This is a genomic window from Agromyces sp. Y558, from assembly GCF_059445415.1.
In genome coordinates, this window is sequence record NZ_JCAIUH010000001.1 from 1,334,679 (window position 1) to 1,357,970 (window position 23,292).

At 68.7% G+C, this 23,292-nt stretch carries 20 protein-coding genes and 2 tRNA genes; 14 read left to right on the top strand and 8 right to left on the bottom strand.

Annotated features, from left to right (window positions below):
- Positions 1–7 precede the first annotated feature (7 nt).
- The 3 genes from AC1C2T_RS06225 to AC1C2T_RS06235 are packed head-to-tail and all read left to right on the top strand — an operon-like array spanning position 8 to position 2,914.
- Positions 8–421 carry a GPW/gp25 family protein gene (locus AC1C2T_RS06225; protein ID WP_495361139.1) on the top strand — a complete coding sequence of 138 codons (414 nt, stop codon included), beginning with the start codon at positions 8–10 and terminating at the stop codon, positions 419–421.
- Positions 418–2,355, top strand: coding sequence for a putative baseplate assembly protein (locus AC1C2T_RS06230; protein WP_495384632.1), 1,938 nt, complete (start codon positions 418–420; stop codon positions 2,353–2,355). Before AC1C2T_RS06225 ends, AC1C2T_RS06230 begins: the two co-directional genes overlap by 4 nt.
- Position 2,356: 1 nt before the next feature.
- Complete coding sequence (locus AC1C2T_RS06235) at positions 2,357–2,914, top strand: phage tail protein (RefSeq protein WP_495361137.1); 558 nt, start codon at positions 2,357–2,359, stop codon at positions 2,912–2,914.
- Positions 2,915–2,934: 20 nt separating this feature from the next.
- On the opposite strand, the gene AC1C2T_RS06240 is transcribed toward AC1C2T_RS06235, so the two are convergent.
- A complete protein-coding gene (locus AC1C2T_RS06240; protein WP_495384633.1) occupies positions 2,935–5,280 on the bottom strand; it encodes a BTAD domain-containing putative transcriptional regulator in 2,346 nt (781 codons plus the stop codon).
- A 323-nt stretch (positions 5,281–5,603) separates the two neighbouring features.
- Here AC1C2T_RS06240 and AC1C2T_RS06245 point away from each other — a divergent pair, with 323 nt between their 5' ends.
- From AC1C2T_RS06245 to AC1C2T_RS06255, 3 genes are all read left to right on the top strand, one after another.
- On the top strand, positions 5,604–7,700 hold the full coding sequence (locus AC1C2T_RS06245) for a COG1470 family protein (protein ID WP_495384634.1): 2,097 nt from the start codon (positions 5,604–5,606) through the stop codon (positions 7,698–7,700).
- Between the two features lie 127 nt (positions 7,701–7,827).
- A tRNA-Thr gene (locus AC1C2T_RS06250) sits at positions 7,828–7,899 on the top strand.
- A 48-nt stretch (positions 7,900–7,947) separates the two neighbouring features.
- Positions 7,948–8,021 (top strand) — tRNA-Met (locus AC1C2T_RS06255).
- Between the two features lie 28 nt (positions 8,022–8,049).
- Here AC1C2T_RS06255 and AC1C2T_RS06260 read toward each other — a convergent pair.
- The 4 genes from AC1C2T_RS06260 to AC1C2T_RS06275 form a co-directional block, all read right to left on the bottom strand.
- A complete protein-coding gene (locus tag AC1C2T_RS06260; RefSeq protein WP_495384635.1) occupies positions 8,050–8,718 on the bottom strand; it encodes a GAP family protein in 669 nt (222 codons plus the stop codon).
- 239 nt (positions 8,719–8,957) lie between these two features.
- On the bottom strand, positions 8,958–9,149 hold the full coding sequence (locus tag AC1C2T_RS06265) for a hypothetical protein (RefSeq protein ID WP_495384636.1): 192 nt from the start codon (positions 9,147–9,149) through the stop codon (positions 8,958–8,960).
- Positions 9,150–9,272: 123 nt separating this feature from the next.
- Entirely contained in the window at positions 9,273–10,139 is an 867-nt protein-coding gene (locus AC1C2T_RS06270; protein WP_495384637.1) for an ABC-2 transporter permease, read from the bottom strand.
- A gap of 5 nt (positions 10,140–10,144) precedes the next feature.
- A complete protein-coding gene (locus AC1C2T_RS06275; protein WP_495384638.1) occupies positions 10,145–11,197 on the bottom strand; it encodes an ABC transporter ATP-binding protein in 1,053 nt (350 codons plus the stop codon).
- 2 nt (positions 11,198–11,199) lie between these two features.
- Here AC1C2T_RS06275 and AC1C2T_RS06280 point away from each other — a divergent pair, with 2 nt between their 5' ends.
- The 4 genes from AC1C2T_RS06280 to AC1C2T_RS06295 all read left to right on the top strand — a co-directional run bounded on the left by AC1C2T_RS06280 (position 11,200) and on the right by AC1C2T_RS06295 (position 14,462).
- Positions 11,200–11,859, top strand: coding sequence for a hypothetical protein (locus AC1C2T_RS06280; protein WP_495361120.1), 660 nt, complete (start codon positions 11,200–11,202; stop codon positions 11,857–11,859).
- Positions 11,852–12,139, top strand: coding sequence for a transcriptional regulator (locus tag AC1C2T_RS06285; RefSeq protein ID WP_495361119.1), 288 nt, complete (start codon positions 11,852–11,854; stop codon positions 12,137–12,139). The genes AC1C2T_RS06280 and AC1C2T_RS06285 overlap by 8 nt, the downstream gene beginning before the upstream one ends.
- A gap of 77 nt (positions 12,140–12,216) precedes the next feature.
- The gene (locus AC1C2T_RS06290; RefSeq protein WP_495361118.1) at positions 12,217–14,037 is read left to right on the top strand and encodes a DEAD/DEAH box helicase; all 1,821 of its coding nucleotides are present in this window, start codon (positions 12,217–12,219) and stop codon (positions 14,035–14,037) included.
- 47 nt (positions 14,038–14,084) lie between these two features.
- Positions 14,085–14,462, top strand: a complete 378-nt coding sequence (locus tag AC1C2T_RS06295) for a ribosomal maturation YjgA family protein (RefSeq protein ID WP_495361117.1) — start codon at positions 14,085–14,087, stop codon at positions 14,460–14,462.
- Between the two features lie 50 nt (positions 14,463–14,512).
- Here AC1C2T_RS06295 and AC1C2T_RS06300 read toward each other — a convergent pair whose 3' ends face one another.
- Entirely contained in the window at positions 14,513–16,045 is a 1,533-nt protein-coding gene (locus tag AC1C2T_RS06300) for a glycosyltransferase (protein WP_495384639.1), read from the bottom strand.
- Between the two features lie 89 nt (positions 16,046–16,134).
- Positions 16,135–17,202, bottom strand: a complete 1,068-nt coding sequence (locus tag AC1C2T_RS06305; protein ID WP_495384640.1) for an alpha/beta hydrolase — start codon at positions 17,200–17,202, stop codon at positions 16,135–16,137.
- A 345-nt stretch (positions 17,203–17,547) separates the two neighbouring features.
- Here AC1C2T_RS06305 and AC1C2T_RS06310 point away from each other — a divergent pair, with 345 nt between their 5' ends.
- The gene (locus AC1C2T_RS06310) at positions 17,548–18,510 is read left to right on the top strand and encodes a metallophosphoesterase (protein WP_495384641.1); all 963 of its coding nucleotides are present in this window, start codon (positions 17,548–17,550) and stop codon (positions 18,508–18,510) included.
- 127 nt (positions 18,511–18,637) lie between these two features.
- Complete coding sequence (gene cls, locus AC1C2T_RS06315) at positions 18,638–20,110, top strand: cardiolipin synthase (protein ID WP_495384642.1); 1,473 nt, start codon at positions 18,638–18,640, stop codon at positions 20,108–20,110.
- An 86-nt stretch (positions 20,111–20,196) separates the two neighbouring features.
- On the opposite strand, the gene AC1C2T_RS06320 is transcribed toward cls, so the two are convergent.
- Positions 20,197–21,819 carry a stealth family protein gene (locus AC1C2T_RS06320; RefSeq protein ID WP_495385399.1) on the bottom strand — a complete coding sequence of 541 codons (1,623 nt, stop codon included), beginning with the start codon at positions 21,817–21,819 and terminating at the stop codon, positions 20,197–20,199.
- A 225-nt stretch (positions 21,820–22,044) separates the two neighbouring features.
- On the opposite strand from AC1C2T_RS06320, the gene AC1C2T_RS06325 reads away from it, so the two are divergent.
- The gene (locus AC1C2T_RS06325; protein WP_495361112.1) at positions 22,045–22,665 is read left to right on the top strand and encodes a DJ-1/PfpI family protein; all 621 of its coding nucleotides are present in this window, start codon (positions 22,045–22,047) and stop codon (positions 22,663–22,665) included.
- Positions 22,665–23,141, top strand: a complete 477-nt coding sequence (locus tag AC1C2T_RS06330; protein ID WP_495384643.1) for a MarR family winged helix-turn-helix transcriptional regulator — start codon at positions 22,665–22,667, stop codon at positions 23,139–23,141. Before AC1C2T_RS06325 ends, AC1C2T_RS06330 begins: the two co-directional genes overlap by 1 nt.
- Positions 23,142–23,292 lie beyond the last annotated feature (151 nt).

Genomic DNA, 23,292 nt, shown 5'->3' on the forward strand with positions numbered 1-23,292 from the left:
TCACGGGATGTCGCAGGAATTCGTCGGGCGAGGGTGGTCGTTCCCCGTGCACGCCGACGCGAGTGGGCGCATCGCGCTCTCGTCCGACGCGCACGAGATCGAGGAGAGCATCCGGCTGATCCTCGCGACGGCCCCCGGCGAGCGGCCGATGCGGCCGGAGTTCGGATGCGCCGTGCACGACTACGTCTTCGCGCCGGCGGATGCCGCGACGGCCGGCGCCATCGGCGACGCCGTGCGAACCGCCCTCACCATCTGGGAACCCCGCATCGACGTGACCGGCATCACCGTGACGTTCGACCACGCGAACGCGGGGGTGCTGCTCATTGACGTCGGCTACGCGATCCGCGGCTCGAACGACCCCCGGAACCTCGTGTTCCCGTTCTACGTCATTCCCGATCGAACCTCGGAGCGACTGCCATGACCCTGCCCACGCCGCACCTCGACGATCGCCGATTCCAGGACCTCGTCGACGACGCCAAGCGACTCGTCGCCGCACGCTGCCCCGAGTGGTCGGATCACAACGTCTCCGACCCCGGTGTGACGCTCATCGAGACGTTCGCGTTCATGACGGATGAGCTGTTCTACCGGCTGAACCGCGTGCCAGACAAGCTGTACATCGCCTTCCTGGAGCTCATCGGCACGACCCTCTTCCCGCCGACGGCGGCGCGTGCCGACCTCGTCTTCTGGCTCGCCGCCCCGAGGGAAGACGTCGTCATCGTGCCGGAGCACACCGAGGTCGGCACGCCGCGCACCGAGCAGACCGAGTCGACCGTGTTCCAGACCACCTCCGAGCTCCCGATTCCGCCCAGAAAGCTCGCCCATATCGGGAACCGCTCTGGCAAGGCCGTCACGGTGCGCGGCGCACGCTTGGGCTCGGAGACGCTCGACGCCTTCGCGAACCCGCCGAAGGTCGGCGACGAGTTCCTCATCGGCCTCGACGAGCCGGCGCCCGGGCTGGCGATCGGCATCCACCTGGACTGCGCCGTTCGCGGCGTCGGCGTCGACCCCCTCGATCCGCCAACCGTCTGGGAGTCGTGGAACGGCACCGACTGGTCGCGCTGCGACGTCGTCTCCGACCGCACCGGCGGGCTCAACCAGCCGGGCGACGTCGTCGTCATCGTGAACCGCGACCACGTGGCATCCGTCATCGGAGACGAACGTGCCGGCTGGCTCCGGTGCCGGATCGTCGAGCGCGAGCAGACCGTTCCGAGGTACAAGTCGCCGCCGCTCGTGCGAGAGGCGACGGCGGCGACCGTGGGCGGGGTGGTACAGGCCATGCACGCGCACACGATCGACGACGAGATCCTCGGGCTGTCGGAGGGTGTGCCCGGCCAGGCGTTCGAGCTCCAGGAGCGGCCCGTGGTCGACGACGGCGAACCGTTCGTCGTCGAGGTCGGCACCGGCAAAGGGTGGGACGAGTGGACGGAGATCGACTCCTTCGCGGGCTCCGGCGATGGCGGCCGCAGCATCATGGTCGATCGAGCCCGAGCCACCGTGATGTTCCCGCCGGCGGTACGAGAGTCCGACGGTTCGTTCCGCGTCTACGGGTCCACGCCGCCAAAAGGCGTGCCGTTGCGCGTGCCCCGGTATCGCGTCGGCGGCGGCCGCGGCGGCAATGTCGCGGCCGGCACGCTCTCGGTGCTGCGGTCGACCGTGCCGTTCGTGCGTGGTGCGGAGAACCGCTCGGCCGCGCACGACGGCACCGACGGCGAGACCGTCGACGAGGCGAAGGTGCGGGGACCGCTCGCGTTGCGCACTCGCGATCGGGCCGTGACGCTCGAGGACTACGAGCAGCTCGCCAAGCGTGCCGCGCCGGGGGTCGCCCGCACCCACGCCGTCGCGGCACCGGACACGCTCGGCGTGCGCCTGCTCCTGGTGCCGACCGCGGCGGTCGGGGCCGACGGCCGGATCGAGTTCGACGACCTGATTCCCGGCGATGAGCTCCTCGGCACCATCGCCGCGGATCTCGAGCCGCGGCGGATGGCCGGCACCCGGCTCGTGATCGAACGGCCCGAGTACCAGGGCGTCACGGTCGTCGCGAAGCTCGTCGCACATCCGAGGGTGGCCGTCGATCGGCTCCGCGCCGATGCTCTCGCGACGCTCTACGGGTATTTCGATCCGATCAGGGGCGGTTCGTCGGGCGGGGGATGGCCGTTCGGCCGCCCAGTGCTCGCGGGCGAGGTCTACTCGGTGCTGCAGTCGCTGCCCGGCACCGAACTCGTCGACGAGGTGCTGCTCTTCACCGCCGACCCGGCGACGGGCAAACGCGGTGAGCCCGCGCAACGCATCGAGATCGGCGGGAACGCCCTGGTGTTCAGTTTTGAGCACCGTGTGCGCGTGGCGGCGGGAGTCTGACATGCGCGGCCTGGTTCCCGAGCTGCCCAGCCCCGTGCCGCTGATCACCCGTCTGCCCGCGGTGCTGCAGGAGGACGACTTCCTGAATCAGGCGCTGCCCGCCTTCGACGATCTCATCGCTCCGGTCTACTCCACGCTCGACAACCTCGAGGCGTACGTGCGGCCCGAGTACGCCCCCGCCGATTTCCTGGAATGGCTCGCCGGATGGGTCGACGTCGCCGTCGACGAGGAGTGGACCGAGGAGCAGCGCCGCCGCATCGTTGCAGATGCCGCGCGCCTGCACCGTCGCGTCGGCACGGCCGGAGGCATCCGCGATGCCCTGCAATTGGCGGCAGGTCCCGCCGCCACCGTTGAGGTCGAGGAGTCCGGCGGCACCTCGTGGTCGACGGACCCTGGCGGGCCGCTGCCCGGCTCCAACGATGCCGTGGTCGCCATCACCATCACGGTGCCGGGCGGCGACCCGGAATCGCTCGCCCGCCGCTTCGAACGCGTGGCCGCCGGCGTCGTGCCGGCGTACCTCCCCACTCGCCTGTCGGTCTCGGTGGTGGCCGTTCCCTGAGCCTGTCGGATGGCGCCCGCTCACTCGACGCCGAGTGCGACGCGCATGTGGCGGTAGCCGTCTTCCGCTCGCCGCGCCGCGACGACGTCGCCGGAGCTCCGGTGCACCATGACGAGCGTGCGCCACGACTCGTCGAGCCACGGGTCGATCTCGACCGCGCGACTCGCGGCGGCGACCGCGGCGTGCGCGTCGCCGAAGCGGAGCTCGAGGTGCGCCAGCGACGCGGCGGCCTCAGCCGCTCGCACCCGATATCGTTCTCGCGCGCCTGCCACCCATTCGGCAGGGCCGTCCTCTGGCAGAACGTCACCGACGTAGAGGGCCAGCGCGCCCCGCAGGCCGTTCGCGGTGGTGACGGCATCCCGCCCGAGCTTGGATGCGGCAGCCTGCGCGAGCTGATCGTCGAAGTCGGCCAGGTCGCAGTCGTGCCGCGCGGTGATGCCGAGGCGGTAGGCCTCCCCGACGCGTTCGACGATGGATGCCGCGGGGCCGATCAACTCTGCAGGGAGGGCCCGGCGCAGGCTGGACACGCTCACGTGCAGTGCGTGCACCGCGGAGTCGATCCCGAGGTCGCCCCAGAGGATGTCGGCGATGAGCTCTCGGTGCAGCGGCGAACCCGCGTTGAGGGCGAGCATTCGCAGCAGTGCCCTCGCCTGGGGCCGCACGGCTCTGAGCTCGATCTCGGAGCCGTCGGCGCACAGGTGGAATCCGCCGAAGCATCTGACCGTCACGTGCGGATGCCTCGGCTCGACGTCTGCGGTATTCCGGAATTCCCCGGCTCGCGTGACCGCGACGTCCCTGCTGGAAGGAGACGGGGACAGTCGCGGCAGCCCGGTCTGCAGCGCGCACCGCCGAGCCGAGGCGATGAGGGCGGGCGCACGCGCGCCGGGCCCGACGAGTGCGCGCGCGGCGTCGATGAAGGCGCGCGCACCCTCGACGCCGGTGGCGATCGAGGCGGTCTGGGCCTGGACGATCTGGTCGCGCGCGTCGGCAGCACCGGATGCCGCGGCGAGCAGCGCCCCTGACGCGCGCGTCCACGCCGCGACATCCGTGAAGCCCAGTCGTTCGAGTCGGTCGGCGAGCGAGTTCGCATGCACGCACGTCGCGCGCCCCCGCCGCAGGCGCATCACGAACTCGATTCCCGCGACGAGTGCGGCAGCCACATCGTCGCCACGAGTCTCGCACTCCTCGACGACGCCTTCCACGGCCAGATACGGAAGGGCGGATGTCGCGGCCACAGCACCGCGAACGACACGCGCCTGCGCATCCAATCGTCGCGCGACGCATTCTCGCTCGAGGGCCGCAAGCGCGTCGAGCGTCGTCTCGCGCGGCGTGACCGGCTCACGGATCATGAGGAGGGCGAGGAGCGCTGCGGGGCGCTCGGGAGCGTCGCCCGGCGTTCGGAGCACGCGCTGCAGCAGGGGGACGGCACCGACCACGTCGCCGCGGCGGAGCCTCGTCATCGCTGCGTCGAACGGCGCGGATCGGGAGACGGCTGGGACTCGGAGGCGCGCGGCGACCGGTGCCGTGTTCGTGCCGATGATCGTCGCCACGCTGCTCGGACTCGGTGCCGCGTGAAGGCCGACCTCCGCAGGAATTCCCCCGCGCGCGCGGAGATGCCGGCGGAGGATGGGCGGCAACACGCGCGACCCGAACTCGGTGACGTGCATGATCGCACCGCTGTCGACGGCGTCGAGCAGTCTCGTCGCGGCATCCGCCCCCAACAGTCGGGCGCAATCTGCGAAGCCGAGCGCGGAGAGGCCGCTCGTGAGCTCGAGCGAGCGCACGACGTCGACCGGAAGTGCATTCAGGGCCACTTCGAGGCCGGTCGCCGCGAAGTCGCTCTGCAACAGCTCCTCGACCGCCGCGCTGAGCGACTCGCGGCCGACCGATCGCGACGCCAACGCGAGCTGGTGCACGAGCCCCGCCCACCCGCAGGTCTCGGATGCCACATGGGAAGCGCATTCGAAGGGGAGTATCTGCCCGCTGACGACCCGGAATGACTCGGACACCTCATCGATGCGGAGAACGAGCTCCGGCGCGGTCACGATGTCGGGTTCGATCTCAGTGGCGTGCGCGAGGTTCGCACCCAGGGCGCGCCGCGAGGCGAGGATGACGTGGCGCCCGCTGCCGCAGTGCGCGATCATCCGCTCGAGAGCGGACTCGCCTCGCGTGCCGGCCACCAGCTGCACGTCATCGATCGCGATCGTCGTCGGGTCGCCCGACGTGGCGCCCATGATCAACGCATCGAGCGCCGCAGGATCCCGGCATTCCCGGCCGAGGGTGACGACGACGACGTGGTCGACGGAGTTGCTCAGCCGACGAAGGAGCGTCGACTTCCCCGATCCGCTCGGGGCCACGATGAACACGCAGGGGGACTGGAGGCGGCGCGCCAACCGCGCCGGGACGAAGTCCCGGCGTGCAGCCTGATCGTTTCCCGCAACCCCCATGCGACGCACCGCCAAACCTCACGTCGGCGGGTGTCGCCGCTCGGGTCTGACGGAACTCAATCTATGCCCTCTCGCCCCGCTGCGGGTCCGGGCGAGCACTGGTTCTCGGGCGTGAACGCATCGGTCGCAGGAGGGCAGCGATGGGTGCCTGTTGAGGCATTGGACTGGTTGCACGCCCGGCGCTCCGCAATGATCAGCGGTATCGGTCGTTGCTTGTCTGTGTCGCGGCCGGAGGGACGGAGATGGCCGAACGCATCTGTGAGACGTGCGGCGCCAAGAACGACGTCGGCGCACGGTTCTGCGCGGCGTGCGACGCGTACCTCGGCTGGGATATCGGAGGCTCGACGCTCGACGGAGAGGCGCTCACCGGCACGATACCCCGCGTCGTGGGCGCGGTCCCGGCCGAGCCCGCCGGTGCGACGGAACCCCACGTAACCACGCCGGGCGAGGGGGAGCCGCAGCCTGACGCGGCCGCGACCGCGACCGCGACCGCACCCGAAACCGCACCTGTGACGGCACCCGAAGCCGACGCCGCGGCAGCTCCCGCTCAATCGTCGCCCGGCCCCGAGGCGTCGTCGCAGCGCGATGCTCCCACCGTGACCGTCGCGACCCCAGAAGTGGTCGTGACCCCGGATGCTCCGGGCGAGGTCGAGTTCGCCATCGAGAACACGACGAGCATCGTCGACGGATTCGTCATCGAGGCCGTCGATCCTCCATCGTGGCTCGAGCTCACGCATCCCGACGTCCACCTCATGCCCGGTGAGGCGCGCAGTGTCGCGTTGTCACTCGGGCTGCGAGAGGGGATCATGGTGGTCGCGCAACGCCTCGCCATCACGGTCGTCGTCCGCTCCATGGAAGACGAGGAGCGGAGCGCGACCGTACGCGTCGTCGCGACCGTGCCGCCCTACGGGCCGCGTCCCGCACTCGAGGCGCGGCCGACCCTCATCCGGCTCGAGGACGCGGCTTCGGGCTCGTTCTACCTTCGACTCGACAACCGGGCCGCGAACTACCCGCAGACCGTCGGGATGTCGGCCAGCGATCCTGAGGGCGTCGTGCTGTTCGCCTTCGCGCCCGAGGTCGTCGAGGTTCCGGCCGGGTCGATGGTCGAGGTCGCCGCGTCGTTCACCGCTCCGCAGCCGGCGCCGGGCCAGCAGCTGAACCGGCAGCTCTCCGTCGCGGCGACGAACGACGAGGGGCCGATCAGCACGATCGTGACCCTCGTGCAGTCGACCGCGGCGGCCCCGGTGAACGCGCCGATCCGGGTACAGCTGCAACCCAGCAGCATCCGTCTCGTCGATGCTCACGACGCCGAGTTCGAGGTGCACGTCGACAACCGAGGCGGCCACTCCGGTGTCACCGTGGAGCTCTCGGGAAGCGACCCCGAACAGCGGATCGCATTCGCGTTCGTGCCGGCCCGGTTCATCGCCGTGCCGGGCCACGTCACGCTCGCCCACGGGCGGCTCCGCGCGAACCCCCCGCCGCGCGGCACGAGTGCGAAGCATCCGTTCACGGTCATCGCCTCGGACGGGACGAGGGATGTCGAGGCCTCGGCCGTGCTCGAGATGAGCACCTCTGCCGCCGCGATCGCGACCGCCGAGTTGCGGGTCAGTCCCGAGAAGCTGAACATCGGCACGCATCGCGGCGGCGAATACACGATAGAGGTCGACAACCGCCATGGCGCCGAGCCCCTGAACGTGGTGTTCTCGGGGCGATCCGACGACGGGCTCGTTCGCGCAAGCTTCGTGCCGCCCCAGATCGCGGTCGGCCCGGGCGCCGTCGGCCATGCCCAGATGTCGGTATCGAGCCCGCACCCGCCGGCGAACCAGGTGAGCGCGCGCCGGCTCGAGATCGTGGCATCCGATGGAGTGCAGAATCTCACGGCGAGCGCGGAGCTCAGCCAGATCGGCCCGAATCGTCGGCGCCCGGCGAGCAGGTGGCTGGTCGTCGTCGGTGCGTTCCTCGTCATGATCGGTGCGTTGTTCATCCCGTGGTTCATCGGCACCGAAGTCGATCTCGCGCTCGACGAGTGGGTCGGGAGCCTTTCCAACGTGCAGTTCTTCCGAGGCATGTCGCCCGACACGGCAGTCGCCACCTTCGAGGCCCCGTTGCGGATCCTCCTCGTCGTCTTGGCCGTGGCGATGCTGTTCGGCATGGCCGGTAGGGCCGGCGGGCTGACCCGCAAGTCCGCCCTGCTCGTCGTGCTGCTCACCGTCGGCTTCCTCGTGGCCATCGCATTCGCCGCCGTTTCGATACCGGTGCCCTTCCTCGGCCTCCCCGTCATCTGGCTCGGCGCGGTGCTCGGCTACATCGGTGGAGTCCTCGCCAGACCTCCCTCTTGACGACGCCACACAGACGTTTCGGAGGGGGGAGCGGAGGGGATGCGGACCGGCATTTCGCGGGGTCGTACTGGTTCGAAGCACGCTCCGCGAGATGATATCCTCGTACGGTTGCCGATTGCGGCAGCGCGCCCCGATAGCTCAGTGGTAGAGCACTTCCATGGTAAGGAAGGGGTCGTCAGTTCAATCCTGACTCGGGGCTCTGGTTCTCTTCGGTTCGGCCATTCGGCAGGGCCGGGAAGACCTACCCGGCGGGGTAGCTCAGGTGGTTAGAGCACACGGCTCATAATCGTGGTGTCGCGGGTTCGAGTCCCGCCCTCGCTACAACACGACGTACGCGAACGCAGCCAGCTCAGAGGCGGCCGAGGCCGGTCCCGATGATGACCACGCCGACCACGAGCAGGATGAGTGACGTCACCTCACGGTTGTTTCGGGTCATCCACTCCTTCGCCTTCACCAGCCTCGGTTGCATGCCGTTCGCGTCGACGAGCGTCACGATGATCGGCACCGCAACGGTCGACGCCCCCACAACCGTGTAGACCAGTATCGCGAGCGCCGCATCGGCAGCGGCGAGACCCGCACCGCGCACGGCCAGGCCGGCCGCGATGGCCAGGAGCAGCGCCTTGGGGCGTACGTTCAGGGCGGCCGCAATGCCGAGTGCGCTCCACGGCCCGATCGATTCCAACTTGTCGAGCCAAGCGGGCATGGCCTCCACCGGGTTGCGTCGGGCGCGCCGCCAGACGACGATCGCGATGACGCCGAGTGCGACGCCCACGACGATCTCGGCGGCAGCGACCGCCACGTCGGGCTGCCGCGAGGATCGTGCCGTCGGAATGGCCTGGGCCGAGATCGTGCAGATCGAGACCACGAGGGCCATGCCGATGACCCACCCGATGAGGAAGGGCGGGGCGGATGCCCGGCGCTTCGGCGAGAGCAGGATCACGATCGTCGCCATGATCGGAACGGAACTGATCGCGACCGCCAGCGCGATCGGAAGTATGTGCCCTATCGCCTGCAGCATTCCGCCGCGCCCCCTGCCCTACCGGCGCCGGCACTGCGGAGCAGTACACGCAGCGGCGTTGCTGAGCAACGATATCCGAGGCCGTCCTGCGCGACAACGCCTGCCGCGACGCACGATTTGGCACGGTCTCGAGGATTCTCGGCAACACGGTCGCGCCGGCCTCCCCAGAACCCACTCAGCCGGCTGGGAGGTATACGTTCGCGACCGAATGAGACCGCGCCGCACTCACCGATGTCGGTTCAGGCGTACGCGCGGTGCCGGGGCCCGGCTGTCGCCGCGACGGGCGCTCCGGCGAAGGTGCGCGAGTTCACTCGGCCGTGGTCCTCGCCGCGCGGACAATTGCACTGCAGGGCGATGCTGTCGGTGCTGTCGATCGGCACGAACTCGAGGTGTTCCGCCGGTTGCCGGTGTTGCTGTCGTTTCTGCCACATGTTCATCCCCTCCTATGGAAGAGACGGCGAACGTGGCACATCATGACGCGACTTGACGATGGAGGTCGCCGACTTCGACGAACTCCACTTCGACGAGTCCGAGCAGCCCTCAAACGCTGCCGTTCAGACCAGGTCGCGCCTGCGGAACGAAACGAAGGCGAACGACGCGAACACACCCGCCCACACGACGAGCACGGCGATCGCGACGCCGGGACCGGTGGACGCGACGACGGCGGGGACGACATCGCGCCCGTCGGGGACGAGCGCTGCCGCAAGCGAGTTGCTGGCGCCGATCGGAAGGAACCCGCGGATCGCGTCGAAGAAGGCGATGGAAGGAGCGAGCATTCCCACGAACAGGGTCTCGATGCCGAGCACCCAGCCCACTCCGATGGCGATCGCGGCGATGACACTTCGCGTGAGCACCCCGAGGGCGAGGCCGAAGAGGAGGAAGACCGTCACGATCAGCCAGATGGCGACGGTGGCGACGACCAGATCGTACAGCTCGGGGAAGACGATCTCCCTGCCGGCCACGATGGCGACGACGATGCTCGCGAGCATGCTCGTCACGAGGGTTACCAGTGCCGTGACCGCCGCGATGACCACGACGCCGGTGAGGCGAGCGAGGACGAGCGGGTCGCGGCGAATGAAACGTGCGGTGATCGCGCGGAGGGTTCCTCTGCCGTAGTCGGATGCACCGATGATGGCGCCGAGGATCACCATCATCGGCGCGCAGTACAGCGGCAGGGACGCCACGATGTAATACGCAGTGCCCTCTGGGAGCATGTTCAGGAGTTGGAGCTCCTGCTGCTCGGGCGTGTACCAGTCGGCGCCCATCGTCGAGATGTAGCTCACGAGGTACGCGAAGGCGGCGATGCAGGCTGCCCAGACACCGATCACCGTCCAGACCGCGACGCGTCTCGTGCCGAGGCGGAGTTCCCCGCGTAGGGCGCTCGCGTAGTTCGGCGCGTGCCTGCTGCTCGTGGTGGCCACTGTGCTCATGCTGTGCTCGCCCCTGTCGTCTCGGGTTCAGCGGTCAACTCGAAGAAGGCATTCTCCAGCGACTCCGACACCACGGTCAGCGACGAGACCGCGATGCCCGCGCGAACGAGTGCGGCATTCACTGCGTGCGGTGCAGTCTCGCCCAGGTGTACCTCCAACCCCGGTCCGACCTCGTGGATGTCGGACGGAGAGATTCCGAGCGCGCCGATGATCGAGCGCGCGCGCGCCGCGTCGTCGACCTGTACGGCGAGCCGTCTCCGGTGCACGGCGCGATCGCGCAGCTCCCGAAGCGTTCCTTCGGCGATCAACCGTCCCTTGGCGAGCACGCCCACCCGGTCGGCGACCAGCTCGACTTCGCTGAGGAGGTGGCTGGACAACAGCACGGTGCGCCCCTCTTCTCTCACGCTGCGGACCAGTTCTCGAATGCTCACGATTGATTCCGGATCGAGCCCGTTCGTCGGTTCGTCGAGCACGAGCACCTCGGGTTCGCCCAAGAGGGCGGCGGCGACGCCCAGCCGCTGTTTCATGCCGAGCGAGTAGCTCCGGTAGGGCCGCTTCTGATCCTTCGGCAGCAGGCCGACGCGAGCAAGCTCTCGGCTCGCCGACGCGCGAGGAAGATTCCAGTACGTCGCCAGGAGTCGAAGATTCTCGGAGCCCGACAGGTTCGGGTAGAACGCGGGAGATTCGATCAAGGAGCCGACGCCGCCGGAGTTGCGCGCGCGCTCCACGCGGATGACACCACTGCTCGGCGCGACCAGTCCTGTGAGCACGCGCATGAAGGTGGTCTTGCCCGCGCCGTTGGCGCCGACCAGGCCGTAGACCTCGCCCGGGCGGATGTGCAGGCTCACCGTGTCCAGCGCGCGCACGCCACCGCGGTAGACCTTGGTGACCTCGAACGCCTCGATCACCGCCCGAGGGGCGATCCCGTGTTCGGCTGTCATGTGATGCTCCCGATGTCCGAGCTCGCGGCATGCAAGCGAGAACTTTCTACCACAAAGTAGCTTCTGTGGGAAAGTACTATGTGGTAGAAATGGCGACGGAGGATGCAACTGTGAGTGATGACAAGGAATCGGACGCGGTCGATGCTGCGGAGATCCTCCGGTCGATCGAGAGAGACCGCGAGCGCATGGTGAATGCGCTCAGCCCCAACGCCAGGCTCCTCTACGGCACTTGGGGTGTGGCGTGGATCATCGGGTTCGGGGCGTTGTTCCTCGCCCTCTTCCCTGTGGAGGGGCCCGCGCTGCCCTTCCTGGTCAGCGCGATCATCGGTGGCGCGGCACTCGTGGGGGCGATCGTCTTCTCCACGGTGCATTCGACCCGGAAGAATCTCGGATCGCGTGGCCCGTCGAAGGTTCAGGGCGCCATCTACGGCAACACCTTTGCGATCGCGTTCACGCTCATGGGCGTGCTCGGCGGGCGCATGATGGGCCTCGGCGTCCCCTTCGAGGTGATGCTGGTCTTCTGGGTCGCCGTGCCGTGTCTGATCGTCGGAATCCAGTCCATGGCGGGCGCAGCCATGTGGAACGACAAGTCCCAGCTCGTCTTCGGCCTGTGGACCCTCGTCATCGGATTCGGCTCGGTCCTCGTCCCGGTGCCGTTCAATCTTCTGGTCGGTGTCGTCGGCGGGCTCGGATTCCTCGCCCTCGCGCTCGTCGAGACCATCAAGCCGACCCTCACTTCAGGCCCGATCACGCAGCAGGACCATGGATGAACTCGACCCGGTCATCCACGTCCAGGCTCGGCTTCGAATCGTGACCGTGCTCGATGCGCTCGGCGCCGGGGATGCCCTGTCCTTCCCTCGGCTTCAGTCGGTGCTCGGCGTGACGTCCGGAAATCTGGCGACGCACCTGAGAAAGCTCGAAGAGACCGGTTACGCCGAGGTCTCGAAGGTCATCGAGGGGCGGACTCCCGTCACGTACGTGAGCTTGACCGACGATGGCCGGCACGCGTTCCGGCTGTACAAGAAGGCGCTTCGGGCCCTCTTGAAATAGAACGTGCGTCAGAGTCGTCGAGAATCGGCGCCGCGGTGCATCCGGCCGCTTCCCAGCTCGGCGGACTATCCTGAAGCGTGACTGCTGACGATTCTCCGGTCGAGGTGGAGGCTCCGAAGGAGCCCGCCGCGACGACATTCTCTGATCTCGGGCTCGATGGCGCGGTGCTGAAGGCACTCTCTGACGTCGGCTACGAGACCCCCTCGGCCATTCAGGCTGCGACGATCCCCACCCTCCTCGCGGGTCGCGACGTCGTGGGCCTCGCGCAAACGGGCACCGGCAAGACGGCCGCCTTCGCGCTGCCGATCCTCGCGCGCCTCGACCTCTCTCAGAAGACCCCGCAGGCGCTCGTGCTCGCCCCGACGCGCGAACTCGCGCTGCAGGTCTGCGAGGCGTTCGAGCGTTACGCCGGGCATCTGAAGGGCGTGCACATCCTCCCCGTCTACGGCGGTCAGGGCTACGGCGTGCAGCTCTCTGCGCTGCGCCGCGGCGTGCACATCGTCGTCGGCACCCCGGGTCGCATCATGGACCACCTCGACAAGGGCACCCTCGACCTCAGCGAGCTCAAGTACCTCGTGCTCGACGAGGCCGACGAGATGCTCAAGATGGGCTTCGCCGAAGACGTCGAGACGATTCTCGCCGACACCCCCGACGACAAGCAGGTCGCGCTGTTCTCTGCGACGATGCCCGCCACCATCCGGCGGATGTCGAAGCAGTACCTGCACGACCCCGAAGAGATCACGGTCAAGAACAAGACCACGACGTCGGTCAACACCACGCAGCGCTACCTCGTGGTGTCGTACCAGCAGAAGATGGATGCCCTCACCCGCATCCTCGAGGTCGAGAACTTCGAGGGCATGATCATCTTCGTTCGCACGAAGAGCGTCACTGAAGAGATCGCCGAGAAGCTCCGCGCACGCGGATACTCCGCAGCTGCGATCAACGGCGACGTCGCGCAGGTGCAGCGCGAGCGCACCGTCAATCAGTTGAAGTCGGGCAAGCTCGACATCCTGGTCGCAACGGATGTCGCGGCGCGCGGCCTCGACGTCGAGCGCATCAGCCACGTGGTGAACTTCGACATCCCGACCGATACCGAGTCGTACGTGCACCGTATCGGTCGCACGGGTCGCGCCGGACGAAGCGGCGACGCCATCAGCTTCGTGACGCCTCGCGAGCGCAACCTCGTCTCATCGATCGAGCGGGCCACCCGTCAGCCGCTCACGCAGATGCAGCTGCCGAGCGTCGACGACGTGAACGTCACCCGGCTCGCCCGGTTCGATGACCGCATCACCGCGGCGCTCGACCAGGCGCCGCGCATCGAGGCGTTCCGCGACATCATCGGGCACTACGTGCGCAACCACGACGTGCCCGAAGTCGACGTCGCGGCCGCGCTCGCCGTCGTGGCGCAAGGCGAATCGCCCTTGCTGCTGGAGCCCGAACCCGAGCGTCCGCGTCGCGCCGACCGCGAGCGTTCCGACCGCCCCGAGCGTGGCGATCGTCCCGAGCGCGGCGATCGTCCCGAGCGCGGCGACCGCTTCGACCGCGGTGACCGCGGCGACCGGCCCGAGCGCCGCCAGCGGCCGAGCAGCGGCCCCATGGCGACGTATCGCATCGCCGTCGGCAAGCGCCACAAGGTCGAGCCGCGTCAGATCGTCGGTGCCCTCGCGAACGAGGGCGGCCTCAGTCGCGGCGACTTCGGCGCCATCCAGATCCGTCCCGAGTTCTCACTCGTCGAACTGCCCGCCGATCTCTCGCAAGAGACGCTCGAGCGACTCGACGGCACTCGCATCTCCGGCCGGCTGATCGAGCTGCGGCCCGATGCCGGCGGGCCCGCGCGCCGCAGCGACAGCGACGGCGACGGCGGCAAGCCGTACCGGAAGCCGCGCCACAAGGGCTGAGCGAAGAGCGGATGCCGGTGCGGTCGACGAGTCCGAGAAGCATCCGTGTGCGAAGCGGCCTGGCCGCGGCCGGCTGTCTCGTGCTCGGCATCAGCCTGCAACTGATCGATCGCACGATGTTCGTCGACCTGCTCGGCAGCATGCTCTACGTCGGGGTGATCGCATTCCTGCTCCGTGCGGCTTGGCCACGGCTCGGCGCGGTGTGGATCTCGGGGACGGCGTTCGCCCTTGCGGCGGCCGTGGAGCTGCTCCAGCTCACGGGCCTGCCGCAGCGCGTGGTCGACGTCTTCCCGCAGGCACGACTCCTGCTCGGCAGCTCCTTCGACCCGGTCGACCTGCTCGCCTACGCCGGTGGCGCGGTGCTGGCCTTCGCCGCGCAGCTCGCGTTGAACGCCGGGCCCGTCAGCGCCCGCTCCCGTCCGTAACGGGAGCAGTCTCGATCTGTTCGTGCTGACGCGGGGCCGACGGCCGATTCCTAATCGATGACGCCGAAGGCTCGGCGAACCCGGTCGACGCCCGCGATGGCGCGCCGGCCGATCGAGCGCACCGCTCGTGGCAACGGCAGCTTCGCCGCCGCCGCCCGGGTGCGCCGGAACCGAGCGGAGCTGTGCACCTCGCGCCGCAGTGCTGCCTGTCGAAGCTCGCGCGCCCAACTGCGGGTCACACGTTCGTCGTCGAAGCGGCGTGCTGTCCGCACGGCACGTGCCCGCATCCGCGCGACGCGCTGCGGAGACATCCCCCGCAGACGGCGGATCGCGCGGGCGAGTCCGTCGATGTCGCCGGCCGGCACGAGGAAGCCGTTGCGACGGTCGCGGATGAGATCGGCGGGTCCGTAGGGGATGTCGTAGGCGATCGGCAGGCAGCCGGCGGCCATCGCCTCGACGAGCACGAGCGGCAGCCCCTCTGAGTGCGAGGTGAGCAGTAGGAACGACGCGCCGGTGAGGTGTTGCCGCGCATCGGGGTCGAATCCGTGGAGCTGCACCGCGGCGGCATCCGTGATGCGTCGTTCGAGTGCGCGGCGGCTCTCGCCGTCGCCGTAGACGTCGAGGCGAACGCCGGTTCCAGAGTGCGCGTTCGCCGCCTGAACGGCATCGATCGCGTGTGACACGCGCTTGCGCCGGGTCAAGGCGGCGAGCACGATGCCGCGGGCGGGGTCGCGAGGCACCGACGCCGCTCGAACCGGGATCGGCCGGGCGTTCGGGATCACCGCCAGGTGCTCGCTCGGTCCGACGATCCGCTCGACGTCGACGCGCTGGCGCTCGGAGAGGAGCACCACGAGGTCGAAGTCGTCGAGGCGGTCGAAGACCTCGCGCCGCGAGCGGCGTATCGGATGCTCCGCACCCGCCGCGGCCCGGTGCGATGCGTGCACCACATGGGCGGAGATGACGTGGGGCCGATGGTAGTCGAGCATGAATGGCGCGATCGTCTTGCTGTCGACGATCATGAAGCTCGCTTGGTGGTCGGTCAGGGCGTCGAGCCACGCCCGGTACAGGGGCCAGATGTGCCGCCACGACCGCACGGGTCGTCCATCGGCGTCGCACAGCACGACGGATCGCCCGCCGAGCGCCCCGCGAACTCGCGTGTCGCGCCGGTCGGTCAGGAGCAGGGTGCCGTCTTCGCGGTAGTGATCCACTTGGAGTACGTGCCCGTCGGCGTCAAGTCGCGCACGACTCATGACGGCGTCCCCGTGTCGCCGCGTCTCCGACGCGTCGCTCGCCTCGAGCGGCGTGAACAGGTCGTGGTCCAGCTGCAGCGAACCGCCCGGCAGCGGATGCCCCCGCAACCAGTCGTACAGGTTCGCGATGCGCACCCCGTGGTCAAGTGCACCGCGAGTGCGCAGCTCGCGCTCGAGGTCTGCAGTATCGGGCCGGGCGTCGAAGGTCAGCACGTCGACAGGCACGCCGCCGATGCGGTGGAATGCGGCCGATCGACGCAGCATCGCGTCGGTCATGCCCCCGAAGGTGTCGGGGATCGACCAGGTGACGGCGAAGTGCCGGCCTTCCGGCATGCGGACTCGAGCCGCCCGGGGCTCAAGTGAAGTGCGCCCGACAGACATCCGTCGAGCCTGGTCCGCCCGGTTCCCGGGCTCCTGAACGTTCAGCCGGTCACCTCGGCCAGGAAGTCGAGGGTCTCGACGAGCGCTGCCTGTGCGTCTTCGGAGTCGAGATGGAACTGGTACTCGTGCGGGAGTGCGGGCTCGTGGTCGGCAGGCCAGAACAGCGAGGTGACGTCGACTCCCAGCTCATCGAGGCGGGCGTCCATCGGCAGAGACTGGATCCAGGTGAGCGCGTCGCCATTGCCGCCCGAGATGTAGGTGGTCGGGAAGTCTGCCGTCACGAAATCGATCGTCGACATCGTCGTGCCCGACGAACGCTGCGACCAGTCCTTGGCTCCCGTATAGCCCCAGAGGGCGACCTTGAGTCCCCATGCCCCGATGCCGGTGAGCTCCGACATCGCGTCGAGATCGTAGACGCCGCAATTGAGCACCACACCCACGAGCTGGTCGGCGTCGAGTGCGGGATCGATGCTGAGGAGTTCGGCGTAATCGGAGTTCGTCGAGAGCGCTGCAAGCTGGCTCGCGAGCTGCGCGCCGGCCGAATCGCCCGCGAGCACGATTCGGTCGGGGTCGATGCGGAACTCCTCGGCGCGAGCGTCGAGGGTCTCGAGCGCATCGTTCAGCTGGTGCACCGCGATGGGATAGGTCCCTTCGGGTCCCAGCGTGTAGTTCAGCCCCACCGTCGTGTACCCCTCGGCGGCGAGGATGCGCAGATAGGGGTCGACATTCGTCGAGTCACCGGCGATCCACGCTCCACCGTGCACCCACACGATCGTGGGCAGCGGATCGTCGCCGTCGTCTGGCGAGAAGACGTCGAAGGTCATTCCGGCGTCGGCAGCGTCGCCGTAGACCGGAACCCCGAGCTGTTCAGTGAGCTTCGTGTCGGGAACGTACTTGTCCATCTCCGCCGCGGTGTTGGTGCCGCCCTTCTCGAACACGGCCCGGATCACCATCGCCGACGGCCACGGCGTGAGGGTCAGCACGAAGGTGATCAGGAAGCCGATCACGGCGATGCTCGCGACGATGGCGATGATGCGCCGTTGCCGATTGGTCAGCCAGATTTCGTTGCCCCACGACGGCAGCGTGTTGCGTGTGTTCTTCGACGACACTCGATCCCCCTCGATATCGGTCCTCGCCATCCTGTCGGGAATTCCGCCGCCGACGTGGGTGGCACACCGGCGCTCAGCGCGTTCGGTTTCGTCATACGCGGCCCGTTCGGTTTCGTCATATGCCGCGTTCGTTCGTGAACGCGGCCCGTTCGGTTTCGTCATATGCCGCGTTCGTTCGTGAACGCGGCCCGTTCGGCTTCGTCACATGCCGCGTTCGTTCGTGAACGCGGCCCGTTCGGCTTCGTCACATGCCGCGTTCATGAGCCGTTCAGGCGAGCGTGTTCGGCTAGCGTTCATGCCTGACGCCCGGTGCTGCGCGTCCACCACCGATCGATGGGACGAATCGTGACCACCCGTACGGCCGAGTACCCTCGACCGGACCACTTCCTCCTCCACATCAGCGACACGCACGTGCTCGCGGGGGGCGGCATGCTCTACGACCGGGTTGCGAGCGAGCAGCACCTGCAGACGCTCTTCGACGAGTTCGAGGCATCCGGTGCCCGGCCAGAGGCCATCGTCTTCACGGGGGACCTCGCAGACAAGGGCGAGCCCGACGCCTACGATCGCATCCGCCGCATCGTCGACCCCGTCACTGAGCGGCTCGGCGCCCAGGTGATCTGGGTCATGGGCAATCACGATGACCGCGGCGCGTTCCGGCGGGGGCTGCTCGACGAGCCAGGCAGTGGCAGTGGCAGTGGTGGTGGGGTGCGACCCGTCGACCGGGTCGATGACGTCAACGGGCTCCGCGTCATCACCCTCGACTCCACGGTTCCGGGCCACCACCACGGCGCGATCGCGCCGGCACAGCTCGACTGGCTCGCCGAAGAGCTCTCCATCCCCGCGCCGCACGGCTCGATCCTCGCGATGCATCACCCGCCGGTGCCGAGCGTGCTCGACCTCGCCGTGGCGGTCGAGTTGCGCGATCAGACCGGTCTCGCCGAGGTCGTCGAGGGCAGCGACATCCGCTCGATCATCGCCGGTCACCTGCACTACTCGTCGACCGCGACGTTCGCGGGCGTGCCGGTGTCCGTCGCCTCGGCCAGTTGCTACACGCAAGACCTCAATGTGCCGGTCGGCGGCACGAGGGGCCGCGACGGCGCCCGGGCCTTCAACCTCGTGCACGTCTACCCGAAGACGGTGCTGCACTCGGTCGTGCCGCTCGGCTCGTTCCCCGCACTCGACTGGATCGACGCCGGCGAGAGTGCCAGGCGCCTCGACGCGTCGGGCATCGGCATCGCGGGTGCCGCGACCGCGCCGGTGCCGAAGGAACCGCCGTTCACCATGCCGATCCCGGTGCTCGCCGGCTGAGTCGCCGCTCTCCGGATTCCCGTGCGACCTTCCCGCGATCGTGCCGGAGTGTCATACTCGGACCACTTCTCCCGACCGCAGCGGCCCTTCACGTCGCGTGAGGCGAGCCGACCACGGGAGGTGGCGTATGAGCACCGAACTCGCCGCGATCATCGGGGTGGCGTTGATTCTCGCCGACCTCGCCATCCGCATCGCCGCACTGATCATCGTGCCTCGGGGGCGCAAGCCCACCGCGGCGATGGCCTGGCTGCTGGCGATCTTCCTGATCCCCTTCGTCGGCATCCTCTTCTTCCTGCTGATCGGCAGCTCGAAACTGCCGAAGAAGCGACAGGAGAAGCAGCGGGAGATCAACGCGATGATCGCTGCGAGGGCCGAGGGTCTCGACCTCGCACCCGACCGGGCGACGTGGCCCGACTGGTTCGCCTCGATCACGGAGCAGAACCGGGTGCTCGGCGCCCTGCCAGCGCTCGGAGGCAACACCGCCCAGCTCATCGGCGACTATCGCGGATCGATCGACGCGATGGCTGCTGACATCGACACCGCCACCCGGTTCGTGCACGTCGAGTTCTTCATCGTCTCGTTCGACGAGACGACCAAGGGCTTCTTCGCGGCGATGGAGCGGGCCGTGCAGCGCGGAGTCACGGTTCGCGTCCTGCTCGACTACATCGCCTCGAACAAAGCCGCGGACCACGATGAGACCTACGCCGAACTCGACCGCATCGGTGCCAAGTGGAGCTTCATGCTGCCCGTTCGCCCGCTGAAGGGCGAGTACCAACGGCCCGACCTGCGCAACCACCGCAAGCTCGTCGTCGTCGACGGGCTCGTCGGCTTCATGGGCTCGCAGAACCTCATCGACCGCAGCTACAACTCCAAGAAGAACCTGAAGCGGGGCCTGCAGTGGCAGGAACTCGTGGCGCGCGTGACCGGGCCGGTCGTGACGGGAATCAATGCCGTCTTCCTCTCCGACTGGTACCTCGAGACCGACGAGCTGCTCGGCGATGAGGAGAACGTGCCGGCCGCAGCGGTGCCGGCGGACTCCTCGCCCGATGCCCTCGTGTGCCAGGTGGTGCCGAGTGGCCCGGGGTATGACGCCGAGAACAACCTCCGGCTGTTCCTCGCACTCATCAACTCGGCGCAGCGACGAGCCATCATCACGAGCCCGTACTTCGTGCCCGACGAGGCGATGCTGTACGCGATCACCTCTGCCTGCTACCGGGGGCTCGACGTGCAGCTCTTCGTCTCGGAGGTCGGCGACCAGGGTTCCGTCTGGCACGCGCAGCGCTCGTACTATCGAGCGTTGCTGCGCGCGGGTGTGAAGATCTGGCTGTACCCCGGCCCGTACATCCTGCATTCGAAGCACCTCTCGATCGACGACGACATCGCCGTGATCGGGTCGAGCAACATGGATATCCGTTCCTTCAGCCTGAACTCCGAGATGATGCTGCTCGTGCGCGGCGCCTCGTTCGTCGACCAGATGCGCGACGTCGAACAGGGCTATCGCGACGCCGGCCGGCAGCTCACCCTCGAGGAATGGGATCGGGAGCCGGCCTCGGCGACGTTCCTCGACGGGGTCGCCCGCCTCACCTCGGCTCTGCAGTAGCGGGGATCGTCGGTCGAGTAGCGACGAAGGAGCGTATCGAGACCTGGTACGGGATCTCGACACGCTCGCTGGCGCTCGCTACTCGATCAGCGGATGAGGTCGGGCGTGACGGATGTCGCGGCATCGACCTCCCCCGAGGCATCCGTCGCCGCCTTCTCCCACGGGGCCGGGAACGGGAAGTAGCGATCGAGGAACTCGATCACGGCCGCCGTGCGCTCCTCTACTGAGATCTCGGGGAAGCTGCCGTCGTTCAGGCAGAACATGTCGTGGTCGCGGCGCTTCAGGAGCTGCTTCATCGCGGGCAGCGCCTGGCGCAGCGTCGTCTCGACGTACTTCACCCTGGCGTCGGTCTGCACGACGGCATGCCCGGTGACGAGCGAGTAGTAGTGGTACAGCGAGTTCGTCACCGAGATGTCGGTCGCCGAGCGGAAGCGACTCGCGGCCGTGCGCCGGAACTCCTCGGGGAATGCGGCCTCGAGCTCGGCCATGACGCTCTTGCGGAGCGGCGCGGCACTGTGCTCGAGGTGCCGGGTGGTGACCTTGCCGAAGCGGTCGCGCAGGAGCGCCCGATTCACGCGTGCCGCGTTCTCGAACCCGCTGCGGCCGGGGTGGGTCGAGCCCAGCCCGATGCGGGTGGCCGCTTCGACGAACTTCGTGATGCCACCGGGTGAGAAGAACAGCGACGGGCTGATTGGCCGGCCGAAGAACATGTCGTCGTTCGAGTAGAGGAAGTGCTCGGCGAGTCCGTCGATGTGGTGCAGCTGGCTCTCGACGGCATGCGAGTTGTGCGTCGGCAGCACGGAGGTGTCGGCGAACATCTCTTCGCTGCGCACGATCGTGACCTTCGGGTGCTTCGCGAGCCAGGCGGGGGCGGGGGAGTCGGTCGCGATGAAGATGCGCCGTACCCACGGTGCGAAGAGGTGCACCGATCGCAGCGCATACTTCAGCTCGTCGATCTGCCGGTAGCGCGCCTCGGAGTCATCGCCCTCGCCGACGACGTAGCTCTGCATGCGCTTCGCACGCTCGCGGATGAACTCGTCGCTCGACCCGTCGACCCATGAGAAGACCATGTCGATCTCGAAGTCGATGTCGCTCGCGAGCGACTCGAACATGTGCTCGAGCGTCGGCCAGTCGCGGCCGTGCAGGTGCACGACGTCGTCGGTCGTCTCGGAGCGCTGCAGGGTGCGGCGCATCAGGGCGTTCTCGACGGGTGCTTCGATGGTGTCGTCACCGAACCGCCAGAACTCGATCTGCACCGCCGTCTCGCTGCCGTAGCGGAGCCGCCCGATCGGCTCGATGCGCGGGCGGTAGACCCGCAGCACGGTGGGCTTGCGCCCGGCCGAGAGGCGGCCGTCGGCGAGCAGCACGGGATGGGTGTCGGCGGCGTGCGCCGGGGCGAGGGTCGCGGCGTAGAACGGCTCGTCGGCGAATGACTCGGCGAAGGCCCGGGCGACTGCCTTGCGCTCGCCGCGGTCGACGGCGATGACGGGCCGGTCGTCGTTGCCGCGCACGAGCAGGAACGGGATCTTGGCGGCATCCAGCGCTTCGCCGACGGCGAGCAGGTCTTCGACCATCGACTCCTGCGGGGTCATGTGGCCGTTCCGCAACGCGTACTGGCCCTTGCGCATGACGAGGTCGTCGCGATCGAACCGGGCGACACGATTCGCGGATGCCACGAGTACGAGTTCGGACGCGTCGGAGAGCCGCATCGGCGGGGCGGGCGTCGCTTCCCTCCTCGCGAACGCGTGTCCGTCGTGCAGCTGCCGGTCAGGGGTTCGATCGCGGTCGGGTCTCGTCACGGAGCAGTGGCCTCCAGGGGTCGTGGGGAGTGCGCGATTGCGCGGTGCTCTGATTGTACGCAGCGCGGCGGCGTGCGCCACTCTTCCCGTTCTTCGCTCTTGACAGCATCCTGTCAATTGGGGCAAAATGACAGCATGCTGACAAACATCGACGCGAACGAACAGCTCGTGGTGCTCTACACGACGGGCACCATGGCCGACTGGGAGTACGGCTATCTCGCCGCCGGTCTGGGCATGGCCGGAGGCGCGATCAGGCTCGTCACCGCGGGTGAGACAGCCGCCGAAGTCGACACGATGGGCGGGCTCCACGTGAGGCCTGATGTCGCGCTCGCCGAGCTCGACCCCGATCGCATCGCGCTGCTGGTGCTCCCCGGTGCCGACACCTGGGCCGAGGGGCACGATCAGGTACTCGCGCTCGCCGTGAGTCTCGTCGAGTCGGGCACTCCGGTCGCCGCGATCTGCGGCGGCACGCTCGGCCTCGCCCGGGCCGGCCTGCTCGACGAGCGGCGGCACACGAGCAACGCTCCCGACTTCCTGGGTCTGGCCGGCGAGTACGCGGGGGCGGCGCACTACGTCGATGCGCGCGCCATCGTCGACGGTGGCGTGATCACCGCGGGGGCAACCGCCCCGATCGAATTCGCCAAGGCGGTCTTCGAAGTACTCGACGCCATGCCGCAGCCGGTGATCGACGCTTGGTACGGCCTCTACACGACCGGCGAGCGTCGATATTACGACGCTCTCGTCGGTGCCGAGTGATGGCAGGCCGCAGCCCGGCGGGTGACGCGCTCACCGAACTCGTGCTCCCGGTGTTCGAACTGAACGGCGAGTTCCTCGACGCCGCCCGCGACATCGCGGGCCCCGCCGGCCTCACCCCGGCGCAGTGGCAGGTGCTCGGCGCGACTCTCGACGAGGGGCTCCCGGTCGCCGAGATCGCCCGCAGGGTCGGGCTCGGGCTCGCCCGGCAGAGCGTGCAGCGCACCGCCGACCTCCTCGTCGAGCGCGGCTGGGCCGAGTATGCAGAGAACCCGCGACACCGCCGGGCCAAGCTGCTGCAGCCCACCGCCGATGGGCGTGCGGCTGTCACGCGCCTTGGCGCGGCCCAGCACGCGTGGGCCGACGCGGTCGGTGCGGTCGTCGGGGTCGAGGAGCTGCAGGCCGCCCTCGCGACGCTGCTGCGCGTCATCGCCGCGTCGCGGCGGGTGCGTGGAACGGGTGGAGGGAATCCGCGCTGAGTGGACCGGCGCCGCTGACGCTGCACGCCTCACGAGGAATGACCGGGAGCTCCCGTGGGAGCGACAGATCCTGAACCCTGCCGCGTTCTACGACCCCCAGTAGGAGCGAACACGGATGACGCCGTGTGACCCCGGATTGAGGCGTGTGACG